Origin of the sequence: Thermus sediminis, assembly GCF_003426945.1 — a bacterium.
In the GTDB taxonomy this organism is placed as follows: Bacteria; Deinococcota; Deinococci; order Deinococcales; family Thermaceae; genus Thermus; species Thermus sediminis.
The window spans coordinates 1-21839 of sequence record NZ_QURO01000004.1 but is presented as its reverse complement, the minus strand read 5'-3'; the positions used below and the strand labels follow the sequence as shown (position 1 = coordinate 21839).

At 67.9% G+C, this 21839-nt stretch carries 27 protein-coding genes, 1 tRNA gene and 3 pseudogenes; 20 read left to right on the top strand and 11 right to left on the bottom strand.

What is annotated here, in order from left to right:
* Nucleotides 1-10 precede the first annotated feature (10 nt).
* Nucleotides 11-277: an acylphosphatase gene (locus ATI37_RS00870; RefSeq protein WP_117236691.1), complete on the top strand. Its 267-nt coding sequence runs from the start codon at nt 11-13 to the stop codon at nt 275-277.
* Here the strand turns inward: ATI37_RS00870 and hflX are convergent.
* Nucleotides 265-1911 carry a GTPase HflX gene (hflX, locus tag ATI37_RS00865; RefSeq protein WP_117236690.1) on the bottom strand — a complete coding sequence of 549 codons (1647 nt, stop codon included), beginning with the start codon at nt 1909-1911 and terminating at the stop codon, nt 265-267. The two genes, ATI37_RS00870 and hflX, sit on opposite strands and share 13 nt — an antisense overlap.
* A gap of 49 nt (nt 1912-1960) precedes the next feature.
* Between hflX and ATI37_RS00860 the strand changes: the two genes are divergently transcribed.
* Nucleotides 1961-2536, top strand: coding sequence for a YdcF family protein (locus ATI37_RS00860; protein ID WP_408646634.1), 576 nt, complete (start codon nt 1961-1963; stop codon nt 2534-2536).
* Here ATI37_RS00860 and ATI37_RS00855 read toward each other — a convergent pair.
* Genes ATI37_RS00855 through ATI37_RS00845 form a run of 3 tightly spaced genes read right to left on the bottom strand, consistent with a single transcriptional unit; the run spans nt 2481 to nt 4390 of the window.
* Nucleotides 2481-2930: a DivIVA domain-containing protein gene (locus ATI37_RS00855; RefSeq protein ID WP_117236689.1), complete on the bottom strand. Its 450-nt coding sequence runs from the start codon at nt 2928-2930 to the stop codon at nt 2481-2483. The two genes, ATI37_RS00860 and ATI37_RS00855, sit on opposite strands and share 56 nt — an antisense overlap.
* A gap of 6 nt (nt 2931-2936) precedes the next feature.
* Nucleotides 2937-3572 carry a YggS family pyridoxal phosphate-dependent enzyme gene (locus tag ATI37_RS00850; RefSeq protein ID WP_117236688.1) on the bottom strand — a complete coding sequence of 212 codons (636 nt, stop codon included), beginning with the start codon at nt 3570-3572 and terminating at the stop codon, nt 2937-2939.
* A complete protein-coding gene (locus ATI37_RS00845) occupies nt 3569-4390 on the bottom strand; it encodes a purine-nucleoside phosphorylase (protein WP_117236687.1) in 822 nt (273 codons plus the stop codon). The genes ATI37_RS00850 and ATI37_RS00845 overlap by 4 nt, the downstream gene beginning before the upstream one ends.
* 48 nt (nt 4391-4438) lie before the next feature.
* Between ATI37_RS00845 and ATI37_RS00840 the strand changes: the two genes are divergently transcribed.
* Nucleotides 4439-6904 carry a BamA/OMP85 family outer membrane protein gene (locus ATI37_RS00840; protein ID WP_117238458.1) on the top strand — a complete coding sequence of 822 codons (2466 nt, stop codon included), beginning with the start codon at nt 4439-4441 and terminating at the stop codon, nt 6902-6904.
* Here ATI37_RS00840 and ATI37_RS00835 read toward each other — a convergent pair.
* Both ATI37_RS00835 and ATI37_RS00830 read right to left on the bottom strand, forming a co-directional pair.
* Nucleotides 6901-7206: a HepT-like ribonuclease domain-containing protein gene (locus ATI37_RS00835; protein ID WP_117238456.1), complete on the bottom strand. Its 306-nt coding sequence runs from the start codon at nt 7204-7206 to the stop codon at nt 6901-6903. The genes ATI37_RS00840 and ATI37_RS00835 overlap by 4 nt on opposite strands.
* Before the next feature lie 25 nt (nt 7207-7231).
* Nucleotides 7232-7519: a nucleotidyltransferase family protein gene (locus tag ATI37_RS00830; RefSeq protein WP_117236685.1), complete on the bottom strand. Its 288-nt coding sequence runs from the start codon at nt 7517-7519 to the stop codon at nt 7232-7234.
* A gap of 177 nt (nt 7520-7696) precedes the next feature.
* On the opposite strand from ATI37_RS00830, the gene ATI37_RS00825 reads away from it, so the two are divergent.
* Nucleotides 7697-8005 carry a DUF503 domain-containing protein gene (locus ATI37_RS00825; RefSeq protein WP_117236684.1) on the top strand — a complete coding sequence of 103 codons (309 nt, stop codon included), beginning with the start codon at nt 7697-7699 and terminating at the stop codon, nt 8003-8005.
* Between the two features lie 106 nt (nt 8006-8111).
* On the opposite strand, the gene ATI37_RS00820 is transcribed toward ATI37_RS00825, so the two are convergent.
* Entirely contained in the window at nt 8112-8345 is a 234-nt protein-coding gene (locus ATI37_RS00820) for a DUF433 domain-containing protein (RefSeq protein ID WP_117236683.1), read from the bottom strand.
* Between the two features lie 3 nt (nt 8346-8348).
* Nucleotides 8349-9539 (bottom strand): thiolase family protein, encoded by a 1191-nt coding sequence (locus ATI37_RS00815; RefSeq protein WP_117236682.1) that lies wholly within the window; start codon nt 9537-9539, stop codon nt 8349-8351.
* 125 nt (nt 9540-9664) lie between these two features.
* On the opposite strand from ATI37_RS00815, the gene ATI37_RS00810 reads away from it, so the two are divergent.
* The 8 genes from ATI37_RS00810 to ATI37_RS00770 all read left to right on the top strand — a co-directional run bounded on the left by ATI37_RS00810 (nt 9665) and on the right by ATI37_RS00770 (nt 14750).
* Nucleotides 9665-11125 (top strand): pilus assembly PilX N-terminal domain-containing protein, encoded by a 1461-nt coding sequence (locus tag ATI37_RS00810; RefSeq protein WP_117238457.1) that lies wholly within the window; start codon nt 9665-9667, stop codon nt 11123-11125.
* Nucleotides 11122-11565, top strand: coding sequence for a GspH/FimT family protein (locus tag ATI37_RS00805; protein WP_117236681.1), 444 nt, complete (start codon nt 11122-11124; stop codon nt 11563-11565). The genes ATI37_RS00810 and ATI37_RS00805 overlap by 4 nt, the downstream gene beginning before the upstream one ends.
* Nucleotides 11562-11984: a prepilin-type N-terminal cleavage/methylation domain-containing protein gene (locus tag ATI37_RS00800; RefSeq protein WP_117236680.1), complete on the top strand. Its 423-nt coding sequence runs from the start codon at nt 11562-11564 to the stop codon at nt 11982-11984. The genes ATI37_RS00805 and ATI37_RS00800 overlap by 4 nt, the downstream gene beginning before the upstream one ends.
* A complete protein-coding gene (locus ATI37_RS00795) occupies nt 11981-12598 on the top strand; it encodes a PulJ/GspJ family protein (protein WP_117236679.1) in 618 nt (205 codons plus the stop codon). The genes ATI37_RS00800 and ATI37_RS00795 overlap by 4 nt, the downstream gene beginning before the upstream one ends.
* A gap of 221 nt (nt 12599-12819) precedes the next feature.
* The gene (locus tag ATI37_RS12385) at nt 12820-13173 is read left to right on the top strand and encodes a type II secretion system protein (protein WP_117236678.1); all 354 of its coding nucleotides are present in this window, start codon (nt 12820-12822) and stop codon (nt 13171-13173) included.
* 62 nt (nt 13174-13235) lie between these two features.
* Nucleotides 13236-13580 carry a type II secretion system protein gene (locus tag ATI37_RS00785; RefSeq protein WP_117236677.1) on the top strand — a complete coding sequence of 115 codons (345 nt, stop codon included), beginning with the start codon at nt 13236-13238 and terminating at the stop codon, nt 13578-13580.
* 201 nt (nt 13581-13781) lie between these two features.
* Nucleotides 13782-14081 (top strand): nucleotidyltransferase family protein, encoded by a 300-nt coding sequence (locus ATI37_RS00780; RefSeq protein WP_117236676.1) that lies wholly within the window; start codon nt 13782-13784, stop codon nt 14079-14081.
* Between the two features lie 126 nt (nt 14082-14207).
* Nucleotides 14208-14750 (top strand): Uma2 family endonuclease, encoded by a 543-nt coding sequence (locus tag ATI37_RS00770; protein ID WP_117236675.1) that lies wholly within the window; start codon nt 14208-14210, stop codon nt 14748-14750.
* A gap of 28 nt (nt 14751-14778) precedes the next feature.
* On the opposite strand, the pseudogene ATI37_RS00765 reads toward ATI37_RS00770, so the two are convergent.
* Nucleotides 14779-15356: pseudogene (locus ATI37_RS00765) on the bottom strand (Uma2 family endonuclease).
* A 72-nt stretch (nt 15357-15428) separates the two neighbouring features.
* On the opposite strand from ATI37_RS00765, the gene ATI37_RS00760 reads away from it, so the two are divergent.
* The 3 genes from ATI37_RS00760 to ATI37_RS00750 all read left to right on the top strand — a co-directional run bounded on the left by ATI37_RS00760 (nt 15429) and on the right by ATI37_RS00750 (nt 17288).
* Nucleotides 15429-15578, top strand: a complete 150-nt coding sequence (locus ATI37_RS00760) for a hypothetical protein (RefSeq protein WP_408646633.1) — start codon at nt 15429-15431, stop codon at nt 15576-15578.
* A 174-nt stretch (nt 15579-15752) separates the two neighbouring features.
* Nucleotides 15753-16529: an SDR family NAD(P)-dependent oxidoreductase gene (locus ATI37_RS00755; protein WP_117236674.1), complete on the top strand. Its 777-nt coding sequence runs from the start codon at nt 15753-15755 to the stop codon at nt 16527-16529.
* 558 nt (nt 16530-17087) lie between these two features.
* On the top strand, nt 17088-17288 hold the full coding sequence (locus ATI37_RS00750) for a hypothetical protein (protein ID WP_408646632.1): 201 nt from the start codon (nt 17088-17090) through the stop codon (nt 17286-17288).
* A gap of 301 nt (nt 17289-17589) precedes the next feature.
* Here ATI37_RS00750 and trpS read toward each other — a convergent pair whose 3' ends face one another.
* Together trpS and ATI37_RS00735 are read right to left on the bottom strand one after the other, a co-directional pair.
* The gene (gene trpS, locus ATI37_RS00740) at nt 17590-18603 is read right to left on the bottom strand and encodes a tryptophan--tRNA ligase (RefSeq protein WP_117236673.1); all 1014 of its coding nucleotides are present in this window, start codon (nt 18601-18603) and stop codon (nt 17590-17592) included.
* Nucleotides 18604-18803: 200 nt separating this feature from the next.
* A tRNA-Leu gene (locus ATI37_RS00735) sits at nt 18804-18890 on the bottom strand.
* Nucleotides 18891-19081: 191 nt separating this feature from the next.
* Here ATI37_RS00735 and leuC point away from each other — a divergent pair.
* The 5 genes and pseudogenes from leuC to ATI37_RS12625 all read left to right on the top strand — a co-directional run.
* A pseudogene (gene leuC / locus ATI37_RS00730) lies at nt 19082-20492 on the top strand (3-isopropylmalate dehydratase large subunit).
* 3 nt (nt 20493-20495) lie between these two features.
* Nucleotides 20496-21095, top strand: a pseudogene (gene leuD, locus ATI37_RS12550) (3-isopropylmalate dehydratase small subunit).
* On the top strand, nt 21092-21259 hold the full coding sequence (locus ATI37_RS12635) for an isocitrate/isopropylmalate family dehydrogenase (RefSeq protein WP_408646631.1): 168 nt from the start codon (nt 21092-21094) through the stop codon (nt 21257-21259). Before leuD ends, ATI37_RS12635 begins: the two are co-directional and overlap by 4 nt.
* 28 nt (nt 21260-21287) lie before the next feature.
* On the top strand, nt 21288-21557 hold the full coding sequence (locus ATI37_RS12630; RefSeq protein WP_408646630.1) for an isocitrate/isopropylmalate family dehydrogenase: 270 nt from the start codon (nt 21288-21290) through the stop codon (nt 21555-21557).
* The coding region (locus ATI37_RS12625; RefSeq protein ID WP_408646629.1) for an isocitrate/isopropylmalate family dehydrogenase at nt 21463-21839 on the top strand (377 nt) is incomplete at its 3' end. The genes ATI37_RS12630 and ATI37_RS12625, both read left to right, overlap by 95 nt.

Below are 21839 nucleotides of genomic sequence, written 5' to 3'. Positions count from 1 at the left end.
AAATGCCCTTATGCCGCGCCTGGTGGCCTTGGTCAGGGGCAGGGTGCAGGGGGTGGGTTACCGGGCCTTCGCCCAGCGGAAGGCCCTGGAGCTTGGGCTATCCGGCTACGCGGAAAACCTCCCCGACGGCCGGGTGGAGGTGGTGGCGGAAGGCCCCAAGGAGGACCTGGAGGCCTTCCTCCACCACCTGAAGCAGGGCCCCCGCCTGGCCCGGGTGGAAGCGGTGGAGGTCCAGTGGGCCGAGGCGACGGGTCTAAGGGGCTTCTACGTGTACTGAGCCCAGGCCTGGGGGCGCACGCCCGCCTTCAGGAGGGCCTCCGCCAAGGACTCCCTGAGCTCCTTTAGCCCGGTGCCCTTTAGGGCGGAGACCGCCACCCCGCCAAGCCGCTCCCTGAGGTAGAAGAGGTCGTAGGGGGCCGCCCGGTCCGCCTTGCTGAGGGCCAGGACCCTAGGGGCTTCCACCCCAAGCTCCTTGAGAAGGTCCTCCACCACCCGGTACCGCTCCAAGGCCCCCTCCTGGGAAGCGTCCAGGACGTGGACCAAGAGGTCGGCCTCCCGCACCTCCTCGAGGGTGGCCCTAAAGGCGGTGAGGAGCTCCTCGGGCATCCTCCGGATAAAGCCCACGGTATCCGTGAAGAGGACCTCGCCCACCCCAGGGAGGAAGCCCCGCCGGGTGAGGGGGCGCAGGGTGGCGAAGAGCCGGTCCTCCCCGGGCTCCCCGCCCCGGGCCAGGGCAGCGAGGAGGGTGGTCTTGCCGGCGTTGGTGTAGCCCACCACGGCGATGAGGGGGATGCCCTTCCGCTTCCTCTGCCGCCTGGCCTCCTCCCGGCGGTGGGCGTACTCGGCGAGCTTCCGGGAGAGGTGGGTGATCCTCTCTAGAAGCCTTCTCCGGTCCACCTCCAGCTTGGTCTCCCCCGGGCCACGGGTGCCGATCCCACCCCCCAGGCGGCTCATCTCCCTCCCCCTGCCCACGAGCCGGGGGAGGAGGTACTTGAGCTGGGCCAGCTCCACCTGGGCCTGGGCCTCGGGGGTCTTGGCGTGGAGGGCGAAGATGTCCAGGATGAGCTGGGTCCGGTCCAGGACCTTGAGCCCCGTGGCCCGCTCCATCTCCCGGGCCTGGGTGGGGGAAAGCTCCAGGCTGAAGATAAGGGTGGAGGCGTTCTCGTGGTAGGCCAGGCTCTTTAGCTCCTCCAGCTTGCCGAGGCCCACCAGGTACCTGGGGTCCAGGCTCTGGCGGAAGACCAGGACCTTCCTCACCGGCACGCCCCCCGCGGTGCGGGTGAGCTCGGCGAGCTCCTCCAGCCCCGCCTCCGCCTCGGGACCCTCCCCCAGGTCCACCCCCACCAGGATGGCCCGCTCACCGCTCCCATCGGAGAGCTCCCGCACCCGGGCCTGGCGGGCCATCTCCTCCTCCAGAGCCTCCACCTCGGCCAGGAGGTCCAGCTCCAGGTACTGGAAGTAGGGCCTGGGGGGCAGGATGCGCCAGTCCTCCCCCGCCCTCGGGGGGGAGAGGAAGGCGAGGTGCAGGGTGGCGGGCCGCCCCCCTTCCACCTCGAGGGCCGCCAGGCTGTCCAGGCGGTGGAGGAAGAGGACGGAGAGGTCGGGCCGGGAAAGCCCTCCCGGGGAGAGGTGGGTGTGGAGGAGGCGGTATCCGGAAAGCCGCCTCTCCCCCCTAGGCCCCTCGGGAATGGGGAGGTCCTTGGCGTCCCCCACCCCCACCCGCACCACCCGGCCCTCCCGGTCCAGGAGGAGGGCGAGGGGCCGCCCCACCTCCTCCGTGAGGGCAGCCAGGGCCTGGGCCAGCTCGGGGGTCAGGACCCGCTCCTTGGGCGCGCGCCGCCGGTAAAGGTTGGAAAGCCTCTTCAGCTCGCTCTTCTTGAGCCCTTCCGTCCTCCCGAAGATCTTCTCCAATGCCCCTCCAGCATACCACAAGGGGGGCTCCCCCGGTAGAGTGGAGGGCGTGCGTTGGCTCCTCGCCCTCCTCCCCCTCCTCTCCCCGACCCTGGCCGGCGGGGACTACGCCTGGATCGTGGTCCTGGGAGCGGCCCAGTACGGGGGAAGACCCTCCCCCGCCCTGGAGAGGCGGCTCCTGGCTGCCCTTAGCCTCTACCAAGAAGGGCTCGCCCCCCGCATCGCCGTGGCTGGGGGCCGGGCCCCCGGGGACCGGTACAGCGAGGGGGAGGTGGGCTGCCGCCACCTCCGCGACCGGGGAGTCCCCCAGGAGGCCCTCCTCTGCGAAACCCAAAGCCAGAACACCTACGAGAACCTCCTCTTCCTCAAGCCCCACCTAGAGGGCCGGATCCTCCTGGTCACGGACGCCCCCCACCTGCCCCGGGCCCTCTTCCTGGCCCGGCTCCTGGGCCTGGAGGCGGAAGGCCACCCCGTGCCCGGACGCTACCCCTTGGGCTACCAGCTCCGGGAAGCCCTCTACCGCCTCTGGCTCTCCTTGGGCCTGCGGCCCCTTCCCGGGAGGCAGGGACCTACTTTTCCTCCAGCCGCTCTAAGGAGTCCAGGTAGCCCTGCAAAAGGGCCCTGAACTGGCCCAGGAAGAGGGCCTTCTCCCGTCTGGCCCGCTCCGTCTCTCCCCTAAGGCGCCTGAGCTCCTCAACGGCCTCCCTAAGGACCTGCTCCTTGGCAGCCAGGGCCTCCTTGCGGATGAGCTCGGCCTCCCTCTCCGCCTGGGCCTTGAGGTCCCGGGCGATCCTTTCTGCGGCCACCACCGCCCGCTTCAGTTCCCCTTCCGCCTCCTTGAGGCGGGCGTTTTCCTCTTCCAGGGCCCGAAGCTGCCCCTTGAGGGCCTCGTTCTCCCGGATGAGGCCCTCCATGGTTTCGGCCACCTGGGCCAGGTAGGCCCGTACCGCCTTCTTGTGGTAACCGCGGAACCCCGTGGGGAACTCCTGGTAGCGCACGTCCAAGGGGGTGAGGTCCATGCGCCCTCAGTCTACAAAAAGGGCCCGGCCGATCCGCACCAGGGTGGCCCCTTCCTCCACCGCCCACTCGTAGTCGTCGGACATCCCCATGGAGCGCTCGGGGAGGCCAAAGCGGTCGGCCAGCCAGGAAAGCCTGCGGAAGATGGGCCTCACCAACCCCTCGGGCCCCACGGGGGGCACGGTCATGAGGCCCAGGACCTCGAGGTGGGGCATCTCCCTCACCCGGGCCAGGGCCTCGGGCAGCTCCTCCTCCAGGAAGCCGTGCTTCTGGGGCTCCCGGCCCAGGTTCACCTCCACCAGGACCCTGAGCCTAACCCCCTCCCTGACCCCCACCCGTTCCAGGGCCTCGGCCAGGCGCAGGGAGTCCAAGGAGTGGACCAGGCCAAACCGGGGGGCGAACTTGGCCTTGTTGCGCTGCAAGGGGCCCACCAGGTGCCACTCCGCCGGGAGGGCCTCCATCTTCTTCAAGGCCTCCTGCACCCGGCTTTCCCCGAGGGGGAAGGGGCCGTGGCGGAGGACCTTTTCCTGGATCTCCTCCACCGTACGCCCCTTGGTCACGGCCACGAGCCGGACCTCCCCGGGGTCCCGCCCGGCCCTACGGCAGGCCAGGGCGATCCTCTCCAGGACCCGGGGCAGGCTCACGGGAGCTCGGCCAGGATGCCCCGCACGAAGCGGCGGAAGATGGGGCCCGTCCTCCTCGCCACCTCCAGCACCTCCTCCTCGGTGGCGTGGTGGTCCCGCTCGGGCACGGCCATGTCCGTGATGGTGGAAAGGCCCAAGACCCTGGCCCCCAGGTGCCTCAGGGCGATGACCTCGGGGACCGTGGACATGCCGATAGCGTCCGCCCCCAGCTCCCTGAGCATCCTGAGCTCCGCCCGGCTGGCGAAGGAGGGGCCCAGCCACCAGGCGTAGACCCCCTCGAGGAGGTGGAGGTCCTGCCGCCTCGCCACCCGCCGGGCCAGGTCTATGAGCTCCGGGTCGTAGGCGCCGAACATCACCGGGAAGCGGGGGCCCAGCCGCTCGTCGTTTGGGCCCCGCAGGGGGTTCACCCCCGAGGGGTTCAGGTAGTCCAGGTGGAGCATGAGGCCCCCGGCGTGGAACCTGGGGTTCAGCCCCCCGGCGGCGGAGGTGAGGAGGAAGGTCCTGGCCCCCAAGAAGAAGCCCACCCGCACGGGGAAGACCACCTCCTCGGGGCTATAGCCCTCGTAGTGGTGGACCCGGCCCTGGTACACGAGGACCCTCTTCCCCTCCAGGGTGCCCAGGACGAGCCTTCCCGCATGCCCGGGGGCGGTGGAGAGGGGGAAGTGGGGGATCTCCCCGTAGGGGACCTCGGCCACCTTCTCCACCTCCTCGGCCAGGGGCCCAAGCCCCGAGCCCAGGACGAGGCCCACCTCAGGGGTGAAGTCCGTCCGCCCGCGGATGTAGCCCACAGCCTCCTGGATCCTCTCGTAGGTCTCCACGCCGCCATTCTAACCCCGCCTTCACCTTTTCCCCCTATGCTTCTCGCCATGAAGCGCCTTATCCTCTTGGCCCTGTTGGGCACCGTGGCCCTGGCCGCCCCCATCCGGGAGGTGGTTGTGGAAGGAGCCGACCCGGTCCTCCAAGCCTTGGCCCGGGCCGCCCTGCCCTTTGGCGTGGGGGACGAGCCCCGAGACCTCGAGGCCGCCCGGAAGGCCATCCTGGCCACGGGCTACTTCCGGGAGGCCGAGGTGCGCCTGGAAGGGGACGTCCTCCAGGTGCGCCTCGTCCCCTACCCCTCCATCGGGGAGGTCCGGGTGGAGGCCAGGGCCTTCCCCCAGGAGACCCTCCTCCGGTTCCTGGAGGAGCGGTTCGCCATCGGCCGGGAGGCCACGTACAACCCCCTGAGGGCGGAGGAGGCCGCCCGGGCCCTGGCCCAGGCCTACCGGCAAAACGGCTTCCCCTTCGCCCCCAAGGTGGAGGTGGAGGCCAAGGAGGTGGGGGGGCAGATGGCCCTCACCTTCCGGGTGGAGGAGGCCCGGGAGGTCAAGGCGGTGCGCCTCTCGGGGGCTACCCTCCTCCCCGAGGAGGAGCTCCGCAGGCTGCTGGAGCCCCTGAGGGGCCCCTTTGACTTCGCCAGGTACCAGGAGGCCCTGAGGGCCATCGCCGGGCGCTACGAGGCCCGTGGCTACCGCTTCAGCGGCCCCGACCCCGCCCTGAGCGCCCTGGAGGACGGGGTCCTCACCGTGCAGGTGCGGGAGCTCCGGGTGGCCCGGGTGGAGGGGGAGGGGCTGGACCTAAGAGACTTCCCCCTTGGGGCGGGGGACTTCCTGAACTACGAGCGCCTCCTGGAAGGGGTTCAGACGCTTTCCCGCAGGCTTTCCCGCATCGTCACCTTCACCCTGGCCCAGGAGGGGGAAGGGGTGGCCGTGCGCCTCCAAGTGGGGCCGGAAGGGGGCAGGATCGATCGGGTGGAGGTCTCGGGCAACACCGCCATCCCCGCGGAGGCCCTCCTCCAGGCCCTGCGCCTCAGGCCGGGGGAGGTCTACACCCCCCTCCTCGCCCAGGAGGACGCCAGGAGGGTGGCGGAGCTCTACCGGGAGCGGGGCCTCGAGGTGGTCGATGTCCGCGTCGGCTTCCGGGAGGGGGTCTACCGGCTGGAGGTGGTGGAGCTCAAGGTGGCGGGCTACCGCCTGGAGTGGCAGGGAGAGCGCCGCACCCAGGACGAGGTCATCCTCCGGGAGCTCCCCAGGCCGGGAAGCCTCTTCAGCCTCCCCGAACTGAGGCGGGGCATCGCCCGCCTCCTGGCCACGGGCCTCCTCGCCGAGCCCCCCCGGGTCTCCCTGGCCCCGTCGGAGAGGCCCGAGGAGGTGGTGGTAGTCCTGGGGCTAAGGGAGGCCCGGACCGGCCTCTTCCAGCCCGCCATTGGCTGGAGCTCCCTGGAGGGCTGGTCGGGGAGCGTGGCCTTCAGGGAGGCCAACCTCTTCGGCCTGGCCCACCAGGTGGGCGTGGACCTGGCCTTCATCCAGAACGACGCCCGGGACAACCTCTCCCTTTCCGCCAGCTACAGCATCCCTTGGCTCTACGTGGACTTCCTGGACCTCAAGGACGTGCGCACCGGCCTCTCCTTTAGCCTCTTCTCCACCCCCATCGGCAACAACAAGCTCCTGGACGGCACGGCGGACACCGGCTGGGAGTACACGGAAAGGCGCACGGGGGGCGGCTTCAACCTCACCCGCCCCTTCTCTAGGGAGCTGGAGAACCTGAGGCTCTCCTTGGGCCTTTCCGCCCGGCGCTCGGCCTACGCCCTGGAGGTTTTTGATCCAAGGGCCCCCTGCGACCCCGCCGTCACCGACCCCGCAAACCCCAGGTACTGCGACGGCACCGGCTACAGGAACCCCGCCCTGGCCCAGTCCCTCCTCCCCACCCCCGGCTGGACCCTGAGGCTGGACACGGGCCTGGCCTACGTGGACGTGGACGACCCCCGCTTCCGCACCCAGGGGTACGAAGCGGGCCTCTCCACCGGCCTGGGCCTTTCCCTTCCGGACACGGGGGGAAGGAGCCTCTTCGTGCCGGTGGTGGTCACGGGCAAGACCTACTTCCCCCTGGACGAGGCCCGGCGCCAGGCCCTGGCCCTCCGCCTCTCCGCGGGCACCCTCCTGGGCTCCCCCCCGGAAAGCGAGCGCTTCTTCCTCTCCGGGGGCGGGGCCGAGGCCTTCCTCCTAAGGGGGTACGAGGACCGCAAGTACGGGGGGCTTTCCTTCGCCACGGGGAGCCTCGAGTACCGCTACGACTTCGCCCTCTCCCCCCAGGGGGGGACCAACCTCTACGGCATCCTCTTCACCGACCTAGGCGTTGCCGACAACACCGGAGGGCTCAAGTGGGGGGTGGGGATCGGCCTCCAGCTGGACCTGGACCTCTTCGGGGCCCTCCTCCCCTCCCTGCGCCTGGACTACGCCTTCAGCCCGGAAAGCCCCACGGGGAGGATCCACTTCCGCATCGGGCCCATGTTTTAGAGGTCTTTCAGGATGCGCTCCAGCTCCCGCTTAAGAGGCTCAAGCTCCTCGCTGACGATCTGCCAAAGGACCTGTGGACTCAGGCGAACGTACTCGTGCACGGCGTAGTTCCGAAGGGCCTTTATGGCCCTCCAAGGCAGCTGTGGGTAAGCCTCCAAAAACTCCTCGGGGAGACGGGCCACCGCTTCGCCTATGACCACAAACTCGTAGGTCACCGCTCGGAGGGTCTTGGTGTCCTTTACAAAACTCTCCTGGTCCAGGCCCTGAACAAAGGCCTGGATGTTGGCGATGGCCGCCAGCATGTCCCCTAAGCGCTCCTTTATGCCCCTAGGCCGCACGAACGGCGCCCCGCAAAGCGCTTTCCCTGAGGTCCTCCCGCAGGCCATCAGGGGTTGTGAGGTCCACAGATCGGCCAAGCCAGGCTTCCAGGCGCTCCTTCAGTTCAAAGAAGGCGAATCCCAGAGGGCGCTCCAGCACCACGATGAGGTCCACGTCGCTCTCCGGGCTGGCCTCGCCCCGGGCGATGGAGCCAAACACATAGACCTCCCGAACGCCAAGAGCCTTAAGCTCCCCCCGGTGGGCTTCCAAAATGGCCCGCACCTCCTCGAGGCCCATACCCTTAGGCTAAGGGCCCGTACGTTGGTTTCGCAACATGGGATGTCCAGGTGGGAGCTCTGGCAAGGCCTTTTTGGGGCCCCCGCCGCGGCGAAAGCCGCGGTGGGGTACTTAGCCCAAAGGCGCTCCGCCCTTGTCAGCGGGGCGCCTACCGAAGCAAACTAGGAGGGACCTCCCATGAAGGTGTACCTCGGCCTCTACACCGCCAGGCTGGAAACCGGGGCCCGGAGCCTCAAGGAGAAGCGGGCCCTCATCAAGCCTGCCCTGGAGAGGGTGAAGGCCCGCTTCCCCGTGTCCGCCGCCAGGCTCCACGGCCTGGACGCCTGGGGGTACGAGGTGGTGGGCCTGAGCCTCCTGGGGAACGACCCAAAGTGGGTGGAGGAAACCCTGTGGGCAGCGGCCCGCTTCCTGGCGCAAAATGGGGCCTTCCGCGTGGCCCTGGAGGAGTTCCGCCTCGAGGCCTTTGAGCTGGACGGGGTCCTCTAGGGAAGTAATACCCCATGCTGGCCCAAGCCAGCATGGGGTGGTATAAACCGTTCCTCCTGTAACCGAAGGACCACGGGAGCATCCACCCCCTCGCCGGCGAGGCGCTTCACGCGGCTTGGTCCGGGTAGGGGTAGACCCTCTCTGCCCCGAGGACCTCGGCCGCGTAGAGCAAAGCGGTGCGCAGGCCCTCCGGGGTCAGCCGGGGGAGGGCTTCCAGGAGGGCCTCTGGGCTCTCCCCAGCGGCGAGGCGGCGGAGGATCTCCTCCACGGTGATCCGGGTCCCCGCCACTACAGGCTTCCCTCCCATCACCTCAGGGTCCGCCACGATGAGGTCCACCACACCCTACACCCGCTCCACCGCCAACGCCGTGGACCCCCCGGTCCCGTGGCAGATGGCGGCGAGGCCCCTTTCCTCCCCCCTCACCCGGAGGGCGTTCAGGAGGGTCACCACGATCCTGGCCCCGCTCGCCCCGATGGGGTGGCCCAGGGCCACCGCCCCCCCGAAGACGTTGAGGCGCTCGTAGGGGACGGAGAGGAGGCGGCTGAAGAGGATGTTGTTCAGGGCGAAGGCCTCGTTGTTCTCAAAGAGGCCGAAGTCCGAGATCCTCATGCCCAACCTCTCCAGAAGCCGCCTCACCGCGGGGATGGGGGCCTCGGGGAAGCGCCAGGGCTCCCCGGCGGCCCAGGCCCCGCCCAATACCTTGGCGATGGGCTTAAGCCCGTGGGCCCGCACCGCCTCCCCCGAGGCCAGGAGAAGGGCCGCCGCCCCGTCGGAGATCTGGCTGGCGTTGCCCGCGGTGAGGATGCCGTCCTTCCGGAAGGCGGGCCTCAGGGCGGCCAGGGACTCGAGGGTGGTCTCGGGGCGGATGCCCTCGTCCTTCTCCACCACCACCGGGCCCTTCTTCCCCGGGACCTCGAGGGGAGCGATCTCAAAGGCGAAGAGGCCCCCCTCCGTGGCCTCCCAGGCCCGCCGGTGGGAGAGGTAGGCGGCCTCGTCCACCTCCTCCCGCCCCACCCCGTAGTCCTGGGCCAGCCTTTCCGCCTGCTCCCCCATGGCCTCCCCCGTGAAGGGGTCGGAAAGCCCGTCCCGGAGGAGGATGTCCTGTAGCCCCTCCGGGGCCCCCATGAGGAACTTGTACCCCCACCGGGCCCGGTGGGAGAGGTAGAAGCCCGCCTGGCTCATGGACTCCATCCCCCCGGCCAGGACCAGGTGGGCCTCCCCCGTCCTGATGAACTGGTCGGCGTTGATGAGGGCCATCATCCCCGAGGCGCAGACCATGTCCACCCCGTACCCGTCCACCTCCTTGGGGATGCCCGCCCTAAGGGCCGCCTGCCTGGGCAAAAGCTGCCCGTGCCCCGCCCTTAGGACGTTGCCGAAGACGTAGAGGTCCAGGTCCTTCCCCTCCACCCCGGCCCGCTCCAGGGCCGCCCGCATGGCGTGGGCCCCAAGCTCCACGGGGCTCACGTCCTTCAGGACCCCCCCGAACCGGCCGATGGGGGTCCTGGCCGCGGAAACGATGTAGACCTCCTGCATAGGCCCATCATACCCTTGGGCACCTTCTGCCGGGGCCCCCGTGCTGGCCCAGGCCAGCAGGGGGTGGTGTTGTATCCCCCTTTTGGGGGATGCACGCCGGGGCCTGGGCCCCCATCATGAAGGGTATGAGGAAGGGTATTGCAACCCCTATTACCCTGGTGGTCCTGATGGTGGTCTTCACGAGCCTTCTTGCGGCCACCGGCTACATGGCCTTGGGCGCCCTAAGGGGCGGGGCCTCCGAGCGGGCCACGTACCAGGCCTTTACCCTGGCGGAAAGCGCCCTCGAGGCCCTTCCCCTCCTGGTCCGGTGCGGGAGAGACCTGCCGACGGATTACACCCTAGGCCCTGGCTTGGAGGCCAGCTACAGGTACCCCGATGGGCAAACGGCCGTACCCCCAGGCGGGGGAACGGTCAGGGTTCAGGCGGTGGCCCAGTCTGGGGGGACGAGGGCCCGAGTAGAACGGACCTTTTCCGTGAGTTGCGGGTTCACAGGGGCCATCCCCGCTGCCCTCACCTCGAGGCCCCGCATAGAGGTCAGAGGGGACGCCCAGGTCATCGGCCAGGACTTCGGGAGCGCCACGGGGCTCCTCGAGGTCACCACAACTAGCCTGTTCTTGAACCTCCTCGTGCCCCCAAGCGGGAGCTTCACCCTAGGCGTTCAGGACGCCACCCTGATCCCCCTCGGTAGCTACGTGCAGATCCCCACCGGAGGCGCTCCGAAGACCTACCGGGTGGAGGGCAAGGATGGGAACACCCTCACCCTCAGCCCCCTCTTCACCCCAGGCCCCACGGACCTCGTCCTTCCGGGGGCCCAGGTCCACCTGGTGCAGTTTGGCGTGAAGTCCTATGGCCCCCCGGACACCCTGTTCCTCAACGACGCCCGCGGCCTAATCCCAGGGCAGACCATTAGAGTGAACGGCCTCGAGGGCACCCTCCGCGAGGTGGACCTGGCCACGGGACGGGTGGCCGTGGAGTGGAGGGGGCCCCCTCCCACCGCCATCCCCGAGGGCACGCCCCTGGTCCCCCAGGTCCTGGGGGCGGCCAGCGCCCTGACCATGGGCACAAGCGGAAGGGGGGCGATCCTGCACGGCGCGGCCGAAAACTCCCGCATGGTCCCCAACGATCCCGACGAGCTCTTCCTACGCGTCTTCGGCATGCCCAAGGCCGCCTTCCTGGAACTGTACCCCCCTGTTTCCTCCTTCAACGGAACCCTGCGGGACTGGGAGATCAGGGTGGTCCGGGGGCCCCTCCAGCTCACCGGGGGCAACCGGCTCTGCGGGGCGGGCGTCCTCGTGGTCCTCGGGAACCTCACGGTGAACGGCTCCTGCTCCCAGGGCTTCCGGGGGCTCATCTACGTGGCGGGGGATTACGACCAGCAGGGCAACGCGGTCCTAACCGGGGCCGTGGTGGTGGAGGGCGTGGCGGACTTGCAGAGCTGCACCGGCAACGAGTGCTGGACCCAGATCGCCGGCACGGGCCAAGGGGGCGGCAAGATCGTCTACGATCCCCAGGTGCTCCAAGGGCTTAGGGTGGCCAGCGGGGGAACCCGGGTGGTGGCCGTACCCGGCACCTGGAGGCGCCTATGAGGCGGGGCCTTTCCCTGTTGGAGCTCCTGATCGTGCTCGCCGTCCTGGGCCTCCTCGCCGGCCTCGGAACCCCCAACCTCCTCCGCTTTCGGGCCCAGGCGGAGCTGGACGAGGCCGCCCGCTCCCTGGCCCAGGCCTTCCAGTACGCCCGGACCGAGGCCAAGCGAACCAATAGCCCAAGGTGCGTCCGGGTTTGGCGGGAGGGCTTTGCCGTGGGGGGCGAGTGCGCCAACCTCAACGCCCCCACCCAGAGGCTATCCCAAGCGATCGTGGACGGGACCAACCACAGGAACTTCCCACCCCTGGACGTGGCCTTCCACCCCCCGTACGGCACCACGGACGCACCCCTGAAGAAGTTCACCCTTAAGCACGCCCGCTACCCAGGGCTCATGAGGAACGTGCACGTGATCGGTGTGACGGGAAGGGTGGTGGTGCGGTGAAAAAGGGCTTTTCCCTGCTGGAGCTTCTGGTGGCCCTCGCCGTCTTCGGCCTCCTCAGCGCCGCCATTCTCGGGGGGCTCCTCGGGGTCTTCCAGGTGAACCGGGGCGCTAGCCTGGAAGCCCGGGCGGTGGTGGTGGCCAAGGACTACCTGGAGCGGGCAAGGAGGGAGAGCACCTACAATAACGCGCTCCGCCTTCCCCCCTTGGGCCAGACCGCTGGCTTCAGCGTGGCCCTGGCGGCGGCGGGGCGCCTGGACCCGACCCAGCCCCTTAGCTTCGCCCCTTGCGCCGGGGACCCCTCCTCGGGGTACACCTGCACGGTGGCCTGCTCCCCGGGTCCCTGCCGCCTGGTGGCGGTGAGGCTCACCCTCGAGGGCGGGGGCAGGACCTACACCTTCTACCGGGAGTGGCCGCTATGAGAAAGGGATTCTCCCTGCTGGAGACCCTGGTGGCCTTGGCGGTGCTGGCCGTCTTCACCGCCGCCCTCCTCGCCTTCACCCAGGGGAGCTTAGGGGCCAACCGCCTCGCCCGCAAACAGGCGCAACTCCTAGAGGAGCTCAAGGACGCCGCGGGCTACCTGGCGGACACCCTCCAGGAAGCGCAACGGGTGTTCAACTCCACCACCCTAAACGGGCAAGCCTGCGCTCCCCCCACCTGCTTAGCCGTCCTAGTGCCAGACCCCGTAAACCCGGGAAAATGCGCCCTAAGGGCCTACCGCCTAGAACCGCGGTCCGGGGTCGGGGAGGACTACAAGGCCCCCGACCCCTGGGCCGACACCCACACCCTCATGCTCAGGGAGTACCGCCTCAGCAACCTAGGGTGCAACACCGCCACCTTCAGCAACGCCCAGCCCTACGTGGTGCTGGACCTGGTGGACAACGACCCCAACCTGGCCCCTTTCCGGGTGGGCGCCTCCCCCACCTCCATTACCCTCAACATCCGGCTCAAAGCCCAGGAAGCGGGGCGCACCTTGCGCGTCCCCGGTCCCAACGAGGCCTATACCATCCGGGTCTACCCCCGGAACGTCCCGTAGCTTTTCACATGGTTTTAACACCCCTCCCCCATCCTGAGGATGACCCCCCCAAAAGGGGGGTTGACAAGGGCCCCAAGGGGCCAAAAGATAGAGCTAGAAAGGAGGTGGGAAGCGGTTAGGGCAGTAAGGCGCAAGGTTAAGGTTCGGTAGGCAAATCGGCTCCAGGCACTCATGGCCGCGCGAATGGATGAAGGCGCGGAAAACCCTAAGGAGAAGAAAGTATGCGGACTAAAGGCTTTACCCTGATTGAGCTCCTGATCGTCATCGCCATCATCGGCATCCTGGCGGCGGTGCTGGTGCCCAACCTGCTCAACGCCCGGCGCACGGCCACCCAGCAGGCGGCGGTGGCCCATGGGCAGAACGTCTACAAGGTGGTCGCCGCCTATCTGGCCGAGAGTCCTCAGCATTCAGCCCAGGACATCAACGACACAAACTGCGCCGATGGCTTCACGGCCGGTTCCTTTAGCGTTGGACAGGCTCCCGCTGGTGTGGGTTGCACTTACAACGCTACCGGCCCCGATAGCTTCACGATTACCGTCACCGCTCCCGGCAACTTCTCTAAGACGTTCCCCTAACCTGAGCTACTAACCGCCTAGGGGGCAGGGTAATCCTGCCCCCTTCTTTCACCGAGGCCCATATGCTCAACAAGGGATTTTCCCTTCCAGAAATCGTCGTGGTTTTAGCTGCCATCGGGGTCCTCGCTTCGCTTCTGATAGCCAACCTCTTAAGCGCTCGCAGGCTCGCCGAGGACCGACTGGCCCTGGCCCACGCCCACAATGTCCTGAAGGCCGCCTGGGCCCATGTGGCCGAGGACCCCGGGGCCTCCCCTGTGGGCGGGGACTGCACGGACGGCTTCGCGGCGGGAAGCTACAGCGTCCCGGACCCCGGGCCTGGGGTGGCCTCCTGCCAGGTCACCTGGACGGGGCAGTTCTTCCGGGTGGAGGTGCAAAGCCGCTCGGGCGGGAGCTTCACCCTGCCCTAGCGCCAAGACTCTACAGGCCCGCCCGGGACATCATTGCCCTTGCGGGCAACCCGGTAGTTCATCAACCAGGACCCAAGCCCCCGCCAACAACCCATGGGCCGGGGGCCGGGGCGGGCGACCGGTGCCTCCAGCCCCCTCCCCCCCTGGGGAGAAAGAGGGGCCGCACCCCTGACGCTCCCTTTCGCTAAAATGAAGCAGGCTATGACCCCGCAGGTACCCTTCCCTTCCCAAGCCCTGGCGGAGGTCTGCCGTCGGTACGGGGTCCGGCGCCTCCTCCTCTTCGGCTCCTTCGCCCGGGGCGAGGCCGACAAGGAAAGCGACGTGGACCTCGTGGTGGAGTTCTTCCCCGGGCGCACCCCAGGCCTGGGCTTTGTGAGGCTTCAGGAGGAGCTGACCCGCCTCTTCGGGCGCAGGGTGGACCTCCACACCCCGGGAAGCCTGAGCCCTTACCTTCGGGAGGAGGTCCTGAAGGAGGCCCGCCCTATCCATGAGGCGGCGTAGCCTTTCCCATCGCGTCCGGCTCCTGCACATGCGGGACGCTTGCAGGGGTGCCCTAGAAACCGCCTAGGGCAAGGACCCGGGGGCTTCGGGCGCCCATCCCCCTTCGGCCTGGGCTACACTCTAGGCATGGGCGTGGCCAAGGCGGTGCGGCCCCTCACCCTGGAGGAGTACCTGGCCCTGGAGCGGGAGGCCACGCAGAAGCACGAGCTGGTGGAAGGTTTCCCCTACGCCATGGCCGGGGCCAGCGACCGGCACAACCGGGTGGTGGTAAACCTGGTCCTGGCCCTAGGCCCCCTGGTTCGGAAAAAGGGGTGCCGCCTCTACGCAAGCGACATGCGGCTCAAGGTGGACGCGGCCACGGTCTACTACCCCGACCTCATGGTGGTCTGCGAAGAGGACCCGGGGGAGTACTACAAGGAAAGGCCCTGCTTGGTGATAGAGGTCCTCTCGGAGTCCACGGAGGGCACAGACCGGAGGGAAAAGCTCCGCAAGTACCTGGGCTTGCCCACCCTTCAGGCCTACTTGCTGGTGGACTCCCGCGCTCCCCAGGCCTTCGGCTACTACCGGGAGGAAGGGGGCTGGGTCTACCAGGAGGTGGAGGAGGGCCGCCTGCCCCTCCCCTGCTTAGAGGGGTTTTTGGACCTCCAAGAGGTGTACGCAGACCTCTAAAGCCATCCGAGTCCAGGGCACGGGCGGGCTAGAAGGGGGAGCTTCCAGCCCCCTCCAGCTCCACCCCTTCGTAAAGGGCGAAAAGGGAAAGGCGGGCTCCCAGGCAGGGCACCTCCACCTCCCCCTCCTCCTCCCAAAGGCGGTAGAGCCAGCCCTCCCCCTGGCGGAAGTACCCCTCCACCCGGCGGGCCCTGGCGTCCACCAGGAGGTAGGCCTCGAGGCTCGGGATCTCCCGGTAGCGCCAAAGCTTCTCCCGGCGGTCAATGGCCTCGGTGCTCTCGGAAAGCACCTCCACCAGCAGACAGGGCCTTTCCTTGTAGTAGGGATGGGGGTCCTCGGCGCACACGGCCATGAGATCGGGGTAGTAGAAGGTACGGGGAGACACCTTGAGCTTCATGTCGGAAACAAAAAGCCTGCACCCTTTGGCCAGGGCATGGGGACGGAGGTGGAAGAAGAGGTTGCCCCCAACCAAGTTGTGGGCCTCGCTCGCCCCGCCATGGCGTAGGGTACCCCCTCCACCAGCTCGTGGCGCACGGGGGACCGCTCTTCCCTGGCCAGGTAAGCCTCGGCGTCCAGGAGCTCCAGGGGCCTCGCCGTTTCGCCCATGGTTCCAGTCTACTCTGCATATCCTGGGCTTAGATGACCACGTAGGAACGCCTCCACAAGCTTGAGGGCACCGTGGAAGGGGTCATGGCGGTGCTGCCCAAGCGGGTTTCTGCCCTGGAGCACCGCGTGGACCCCCTGCGCCAAGGGGTGAAGGCCGAGCTCCACGGGCCCCGCCAAATAGGGCTATCCTTGCGGTCGGATGGGAAGGCGAGGGGGGCATAGCCGTGGAGGGTACACAAAACTCTTGACACGACCAAGCCGTTCAAGGGTATTGCCGATGATGGCAGCAGGTGCGTACAATGAAAGCGTCGTCCATGGGATGACTTCACGGCTGATGCCGTCAACGCTGATATGCGCCGCTTTCCCTAAGGGCGACAGCTAGCAAGGAGGAAAACAATGGCACGTTTACAGGGTAAAGTCGCACTTATCACCGGTGCTTCGGGCGGAATCGGTCTGGCGATCTCGAAACTGTTCGCCCAGGAAGGCGCGCGCGTCTTCATGACCGATATTGATGAGGATGCGCTGAAGAAGGCTGTTGAGGCGATCGGCCCCGATCGCTCAGCCTATGCGGTGGCCGATGTCACAAAGGCGGAAGACAACGAGGGGTCGGTCAAAGCCTGCGTCGACGCCTTTGGCGGGTTGGATATTTTCGTCGCCAATGCCGGCATCGAGGGTGCCGTACAGCCGATCGTCAGCTACCCGATGGATACCTTTGAAAAGGTGCTGGCCGTCAATGTCAAGGGCGTGTGGCTGGGGTTGAAGTACGCCATCCCCGCCATCGCCCAGCGGGGCGGTGGCAGCATCGTGATCATTTCGTCGGTCGCCGGCGTGATCGGCTCGCCAGGCTTCTCGGCTTACGTCGCCAGCAAACATGCCGTCATCGGCTTAATGCGAACGGCAGCGCTGGAAACCGCAGACCAAAAGATCCGCGTCAACTGCGTCAACCCCGGCCCGGTGGAGACCCGCATGATGCGCTCGATCGAGACGATGGCAGCAGGCGGCGATGAAGCGGCAAGCGCTGGGGTCAAAAGCCAGTTCGAGCAGCGCATCCCTCTGAAGCGCTACGCCACGCCCGAAGAAGTTGCGTACCTGACGTTGTTCCTGGCTAGCGACGAAAGCAGCTATATCACCGGCCAGATCCACTTGATCGACGGCGGCATGCGCGCCGGCTAAGTGCCCGCGCTTTGGTTTCGCAACATGAGAGGCCCAAGCCAGGGCCATGGAAGCCTCTTTGGGGCCCCCGCCGCGGCGAAAGCCGCGGTGGGGTACTTAAGCCGCCCAGCGGCAGACCAGCATCGCAACGCCCTGCTGTGGTGCAGAGGTCCATCCCCACCGCCAGGTGAGCCACCCCCTTCCCAAGCCGCACGGGGCTCAGGTCCACCACCCAGCGCTTGAGCGAGGAGCGCCCCCGTTTGTCCCCCGCCGGGGGTAGCCGCAGCGGGGGTGGGTTCCTGTTAGTTCCCGAGGAGGCGCCGTAACCGCGGCAGGCCCCAGCCACCGTCTTCTCGCCGGCAAGAACCCTAAGGACGATCCCCGCCTTCTCCTTCGCCGACCCCTTGCCCATGGCTGCTACCCCTCCAGGCTACACCCCACTGCCCCTCGCCTGGGGTGGTCCAAACTGGGGGGCAGCGCTTCACCTCTGCTATCCTTATCCTAGGGGCGGATGAACACGGAGGAACGCCTTTACAAACTGGAAGGCATCGTGGAACGGTCTCCGCCCTGGAACACCGCATGGACCTCCTGCGCCAGGAGGTGAGGGCCGAACTCCAGGGGCTCCGCCAGGAGATGGCGCTCTTCCGCCGCGACACGGAGGAAAAGTTCAACGGCATCCGCCAAGAGGTCAAAGCAGAAATCGGAAACGCCCTCAACAGGGCCATGCTCTACTTCACCGCCCTGGCGGCCGCGTTGGCCCTCACCACCTTTCTGCGCTAGGCGGCCATCTCCGGCTCCCCTGTGGACCCCTCGGGCTCCAGAGGGGCGAAGGGGGGTTCCTGGCGGGGGCGGACTAGGCCCCAGGGTGGGCCTTGCCACCTGAAAGAGCGCCTTGGGAGATAGCCCGAGGCCGAGGAGGAAGGGGAGCCATGGGGAGAAGTCTCGCTCCTTTCCCTTAGGAACGGGGGAAGCTGGGCCAGGGTCCCCTCATTGCCCTCGAGGATGGGGACCCCCCTGGGAGAGCCCCGTCTCCACCTTAAGGCCTCGAGGGGGCCAAAGAAGCCGGGGAAGGCGGTTGGGATCAACGGAGCACCGGCCGCCTCTTGGGCAGAAGGAGGCCCACCCGATCCCGCACCTCCTCCATGGTGACCTGGGCGATGGCGCGGGCCCGTTTGGCCCCCTCGAGGAGGGCGTCCATCACGTAGTCTGGGTCCCGCTTCAGGGCCTCAGCCCGCTCCCGGATGGGCCTTAGGGCGCGCATGAGGTGCTCAAAGAGGATGCGCTTCACGGCGAGGGTCCCCACCCCCGCCCGGCGGTACTCCTCCTTCAGGGCCTCCACCACCTCCTCCGGGGCGAAGTAGGAGAGGTAGGTGAAGACCACGGTCCGCCCTGGGTCCCCAGGGTCTTGGAGGCGGATCCGCTGGGGGTCATCGGGGAGGTGGCGGATCTTCTCCCAAATGCTCTCCTCCGCCTCCAGGAGGCCGATGGTGTTCCCCAGGGACTTGCTCATCTTGGCCTTGCCGTCAATCCCCGGCACCCGGGGGGCCTTGGGGTTCAGGAGGGCCTCGGGCTCGGGGAAGGTCTCCCCAAAGAGATGGTTGAAGCGGCGGGCGATCTCCCGCGTGAGCTCAATGTGCTGCACCTGGTCCTCCCCCACGGGGACAGTGTCCGCCTTGTAGATGAGGATGTCCGCCGCCTGAAGGACGGGGTACATGAGGAGTCCGCTCCAGACCGTCTCCTGCTTGGCGGCCTTGTCCTTGAACTGGGTCATGCGGGTCAGGTCCCCCAAGGGGGTGAGGGTGGTGAAGACCCAGGCGAGCTCGGTGTGTTCGGGCACGTGGGACTGGGCGAAGAGGGTGACCTTTTCCGGGTCCAGCCCCGCCGCCATGTTGACCAGGGCTGCCTCAAAGGTGCGCTGGGCCAGCGTGGCGGGGTCGTAGGCCAGGGGGTTGGTGAGGGCGTGGTAGTCCACGATGCAGAAAAGGGCGTCCCGGCCCAGCTTCTCCCCGATCTCCACCCACTGCTGGATGGCCCCCAGGTAGTTGCCGATGTGGATCTCCCCCGAGGGCTGGATGCCGGAGAGGACGCGCTTCATTACCTTCCAGGCTACGGGGAAGAGGCCTCGCCGTCAACCAAGCCCCCGCCCACTCCGAAACCCTTTCATTCTACCCTCTAAAAGAACAAGATCGGGATGGGGGTGCACACGCGACCCTGCCCTTTCCCGACCCCTTCCCCGGGGGAAAAGGGGAAGACCCCGGTTTGCACCGGGGCCGTCCTGAAGAGTGCTTCCGCCTTTGGTGCCGGGGGCGGGACTTGAACCCGCACGTCCCAAAGGACACACGACCCTGAATCGTGCGCGTCTACCAATTCCGCCACCCCGGCAGACGCAAGGGCTATTTTAGGCAGGAGGGCTCCCCTCGTCAAGCTTGACCAGGGGGGCCCAAGGGTTTAGCCTATAAGGCGATGCGGCGGGGCATCCTGCTACCCCTAGGCCGGGTGGGCCCGGCTTAGGGAAGCCTTTTCCCACTCCCCCCGGGCCTAGGAACCCGGGGGGTTTTGCCTAGGGAGGAAGCATGGGAAGGACGCTTTACGACAAGGTTTGGGAAGCCCACGAGGTGAGGAAGCTCAGGAATGGGCAGAGCCAGCTCTTCATAGACCTCCACCTCCTCCACGAGGTGACGAGCCCCCAGGCCTTCGGGATGCTCAAGGACCTGGGCCTCAAGGTGCGCTTTCCCCACCGCACCTTCGCCACCGTGGACCACATCGTCCCCACCCACGACCGCACCGAACCCTTCCAGGACCCCCTGGCCCAGGCCATGCTGGAGGCCCTCAGGGAGAACACGAGGGAGCACGGCATCCCCTTCTTTGACCTGGGGAGCGGGGACCAGGGCATCGTCCACGTCATCGGCCCCCAGCTGGGCCTCACCCAGCCCGGGATGACCATCGCCTGCGGGGACTCCCACACCTCCACCCACGGGGCCTTCGGGGCGGTGGCCTTCGGCATCGGCACCAGCCAGGTGCGGGACGTCCTCGCCACCCAGACCCTGGCGGCGAAGAAGCTCAAGGTGCGGCGCATCAACGTGGAGGGGAGGCTTGGCCCCGGGGTCTACGCCAAGGACGTGATCCTCCACATCATCCGCCACCTGGGGGTGAAGGGGGGCCTGGGCTACGCCTACGAGTACGGGGGGAGCACGGTAGAGGCCATGGACATGGAAAGCCGCATGACCCTTTGCAACATGTCCATTGAGGGCGGGGCCAGGATCGGCTACGTGAACCCCGACGAGACCACCTTCGCCTACCTCGAGGGCCGCCCTATAGCCCCAAAGGGCCCGAGTGGGAGGAGGCCAAGAGGAGGTGGCTTTCCTTCCGCTCCGACCCCGACGCCCCCTACGACGACGTGGTCACCTTCCGGGCCGAGGGGATCGCCCCCACGGTCACCTGGGGGATCACCCCGGGCCAGGCCATCCCCATAGATGGGCGGATTCCCCTTTTAGAGGAGCTTCCCGAGGAGGAGAGGGCCGTGGCCGAGGAGGCCTTGGCCTACATGGGCTTTAAGCCGGGCCAGCCCATCCAGGGGGTGACCGTCCAGGTGGCCTTCATCGGGAGCTGCACCAACGCTAGGCTCTCCGACCTCCGGGAGGTGGCCCGCCACCTCAAGGGGCACAGGGTGAAGAAGGGGGTAAGGGCCCTGGTGGTGCCGGGCTCGGAGTGGGTGGCCATGAAGGCGGAGGAGGAGGGCATCGCCGAGGTCTTCCGGGAAGCGGGGTTCGAGTGGCGGATGCCGGGGTGCTCCATGTGCCTGGCCATGAACCCGGACCGCCTGGAAGGGACGAGCTTTGCGCCAGCAGCTCCAACCGCAACTACAAGGGGAGGATGGGAAGCCCCAGGGGGCGCACCGTCCTCATGAGCCCCCTCATGGTGGCCGCCGCCGCCATCGCCGGGGAGATCGCCGACGCCCGGGAAGTCTTTGGCATCGGGAGGTAAGCCATGCTGGAGAGCTTCACCGTGATCCGGGGCCGCGCCGTGCCCCTTAGGGGCGAGGACATCGACACCGACCGCATCCTCCCCGCCGCTTCATGAAGCGCCTCACCTTTGAGGGGCTGGGCCAGTACCTCTTCTACGACGAGCGCTTTGACGAAGGGGGTAACCCCAAGCCCCACCCCCTGAACGACCCAAGTACCAGGGGCCACCATCCTCTTGGTGGGAGGCGGGTTTTGGCTCCGGTAGTAGCCGCGAGCACGCCCCCAGGCCATCAAGCGGGCGGGTTTCAGGGCCATCCTCGGGGAGAGCTTCGCCGAGATCTTCTTCGGCAACGCCACCGCCATCGGCCTCCCTGCGCGAGCCTGGCCCCGGGGACCTGGCGGCCCTCTTTCAGGCGGTGGAGGAAAACCCAAGCCTGGAGGTGGAGATTGACCTGGTGAACAAGGAGGTCCGCTTCGGGGACCGGGTGGCCCCCCTTTCCATCCGGGGGAGGCCCGGGAGGCCCTCACCGAGGGGCTTTGGGACCCCATTGGGGAGCTTCTAGAAGCCGGGGAGCTTTTGGACCAGTTTGACCAGAGGCTCCCCCACCCCAGGAGGGCGGGATGAGGGTGGCGGTCCTCCCCGGGGATGGCATCGGCCCTGAGGTGACGGAGGCCGCCCTTAAGGTCCTGAAGGCCCTGGACAAGGGGGAGAGCCTCGGCCTCGCCTACGAGCTCTTCCCCTTCGGGGGGCGGCCATTGACGCCTATGGAGAGCCCTTCCCCCAGGTGACCCGAAGGGGGGTGGAAGGGCGGAGGCGGTGCTTTTGGGAAGCGTGGGGGGGCCCAAGTGGGATACCCTCCCTCGGAAAATCCGGCCGGAAACCGGCCTCCTCGCCCTCAGGAAGAGCCAGGACCTCTTCGCCAACCTGCGCCGGCCAAGGTCTTCCCCGGGCTGGAGAGGCTTTCCCCCCTCAAGGAGGAGACCGCCCGGGGGTGGACGTGCTCATCGTGCGGGAGCTCAGGGGATCTACTTCGGGGAGCCCAGGGATGTCGGAGGCCGAGGCCTGGAACACGGAGCGCTACAGTAGGCCCGAGGTGGAGCGGGTGGCCAAGGTGGCCTTTGAGGCGAGGAAGCGGAGGCGGCACGTGACCAGCGTGGACAAGGCCAACGTGCTGGAGGTGGGGGAGTTCTGGCGGAAGACCGTGGAGGAGGTCCACGGGGCCTACCCGGACGTGGCCCTGGAGCACCAGTACGTGGACGCCATGGCCATGCACCTGGTGAAGAACCCCGCCCGCTTTGACGTGGTGGTCACGGCTAACCTCTTCGGGGACATCCTCTCGGACCTGGCGAGCGTCCTCCCGGGCTCTTT

Excerpts from the sequence above, each read along its gene's own strand:
- ATI37_RS00870 (WP_117236691.1), top strand. The coding sequence starts at position 11 with ATGCCGCGCCTGGTGGCCTTGGTCAGGGGCAGGGTGCAGGGGGTGGGT.
- ATI37_RS00855 (WP_117236689.1), bottom strand. The coding sequence starts at position 2,930 with ATGGACCTCACCCCCTTGGACGTGCGCTACCAGGAGTTCCCCACGGGG.
- ATI37_RS00840 (WP_117238458.1), top strand. The coding sequence starts at position 4,439 with ATGAAGCGCCTTATCCTCTTGGCCCTGTTGGGCACCGTGGCCCTGGCC.
- ATI37_RS00835 (WP_117238456.1), bottom strand. The coding sequence starts at position 7,206 with ATGCTGGCGGCCATCGCCAACATCCAGGCCTTTGTTCAGGGCCTGGAC.
- ATI37_RS00830 (WP_117236685.1), bottom strand. The coding sequence starts at position 7,519 with ATGGGCCTCGAGGAGGTGCGGGCCATTTTGGAAGCCCACCGGGGGGAG.
- ATI37_RS00825 (WP_117236684.1), top strand. The coding sequence starts at position 7,697 with ATGAAGGTGTACCTCGGCCTCTACACCGCCAGGCTGGAAACCGGGGCC.
- ATI37_RS00815 (WP_117236682.1), bottom strand. The coding sequence starts at position 9,539 with ATGCAGGAGGTCTACATCGTTTCCGCGGCCAGGACCCCCATCGGCCGG.
- ATI37_RS00810 (WP_117238457.1), top strand. The coding sequence starts at position 9,665 with ATGAGGAAGGGTATTGCAACCCCTATTACCCTGGTGGTCCTGATGGTG.
- ATI37_RS00805 (WP_117236681.1), top strand. The coding sequence starts at position 11,122 with ATGAGGCGGGGCCTTTCCCTGTTGGAGCTCCTGATCGTGCTCGCCGTC.
- ATI37_RS00795 (WP_117236679.1), top strand. The coding sequence starts at position 11,981 with ATGAGAAAGGGATTCTCCCTGCTGGAGACCCTGGTGGCCTTGGCGGTG.
- ATI37_RS12385 (WP_117236678.1), top strand. The coding sequence starts at position 12,820 with ATGCGGACTAAAGGCTTTACCCTGATTGAGCTCCTGATCGTCATCGCC.
- ATI37_RS00785 (WP_117236677.1), top strand. The coding sequence starts at position 13,236 with ATGCTCAACAAGGGATTTTCCCTTCCAGAAATCGTCGTGGTTTTAGCT.
- ATI37_RS00780 (WP_117236676.1), top strand. The coding sequence starts at position 13,782 with ATGACCCCGCAGGTACCCTTCCCTTCCCAAGCCCTGGCGGAGGTCTGC.
- ATI37_RS00770 (WP_117236675.1), top strand. The coding sequence starts at position 14,208 with ATGGGCGTGGCCAAGGCGGTGCGGCCCCTCACCCTGGAGGAGTACCTG.
- ATI37_RS00755 (WP_117236674.1), top strand. The coding sequence starts at position 15,753 with ATGGCACGTTTACAGGGTAAAGTCGCACTTATCACCGGTGCTTCGGGC.
- ATI37_RS00750 (WP_408646632.1), top strand. The coding sequence starts at position 17,088 with ATGGACCTCCTGCGCCAGGAGGTGAGGGCCGAACTCCAGGGGCTCCGC.
- trpS (WP_117236673.1), bottom strand. The coding sequence starts at position 18,603 with ATGAAGCGCGTCCTCTCCGGCATCCAGCCCTCGGGGGAGATCCACATC.
- ATI37_RS12635 (WP_408646631.1), top strand. The coding sequence starts at position 21,092 with ATGAGGGTGGCGGTCCTCCCCGGGGATGGCATCGGCCCTGAGGTGACG.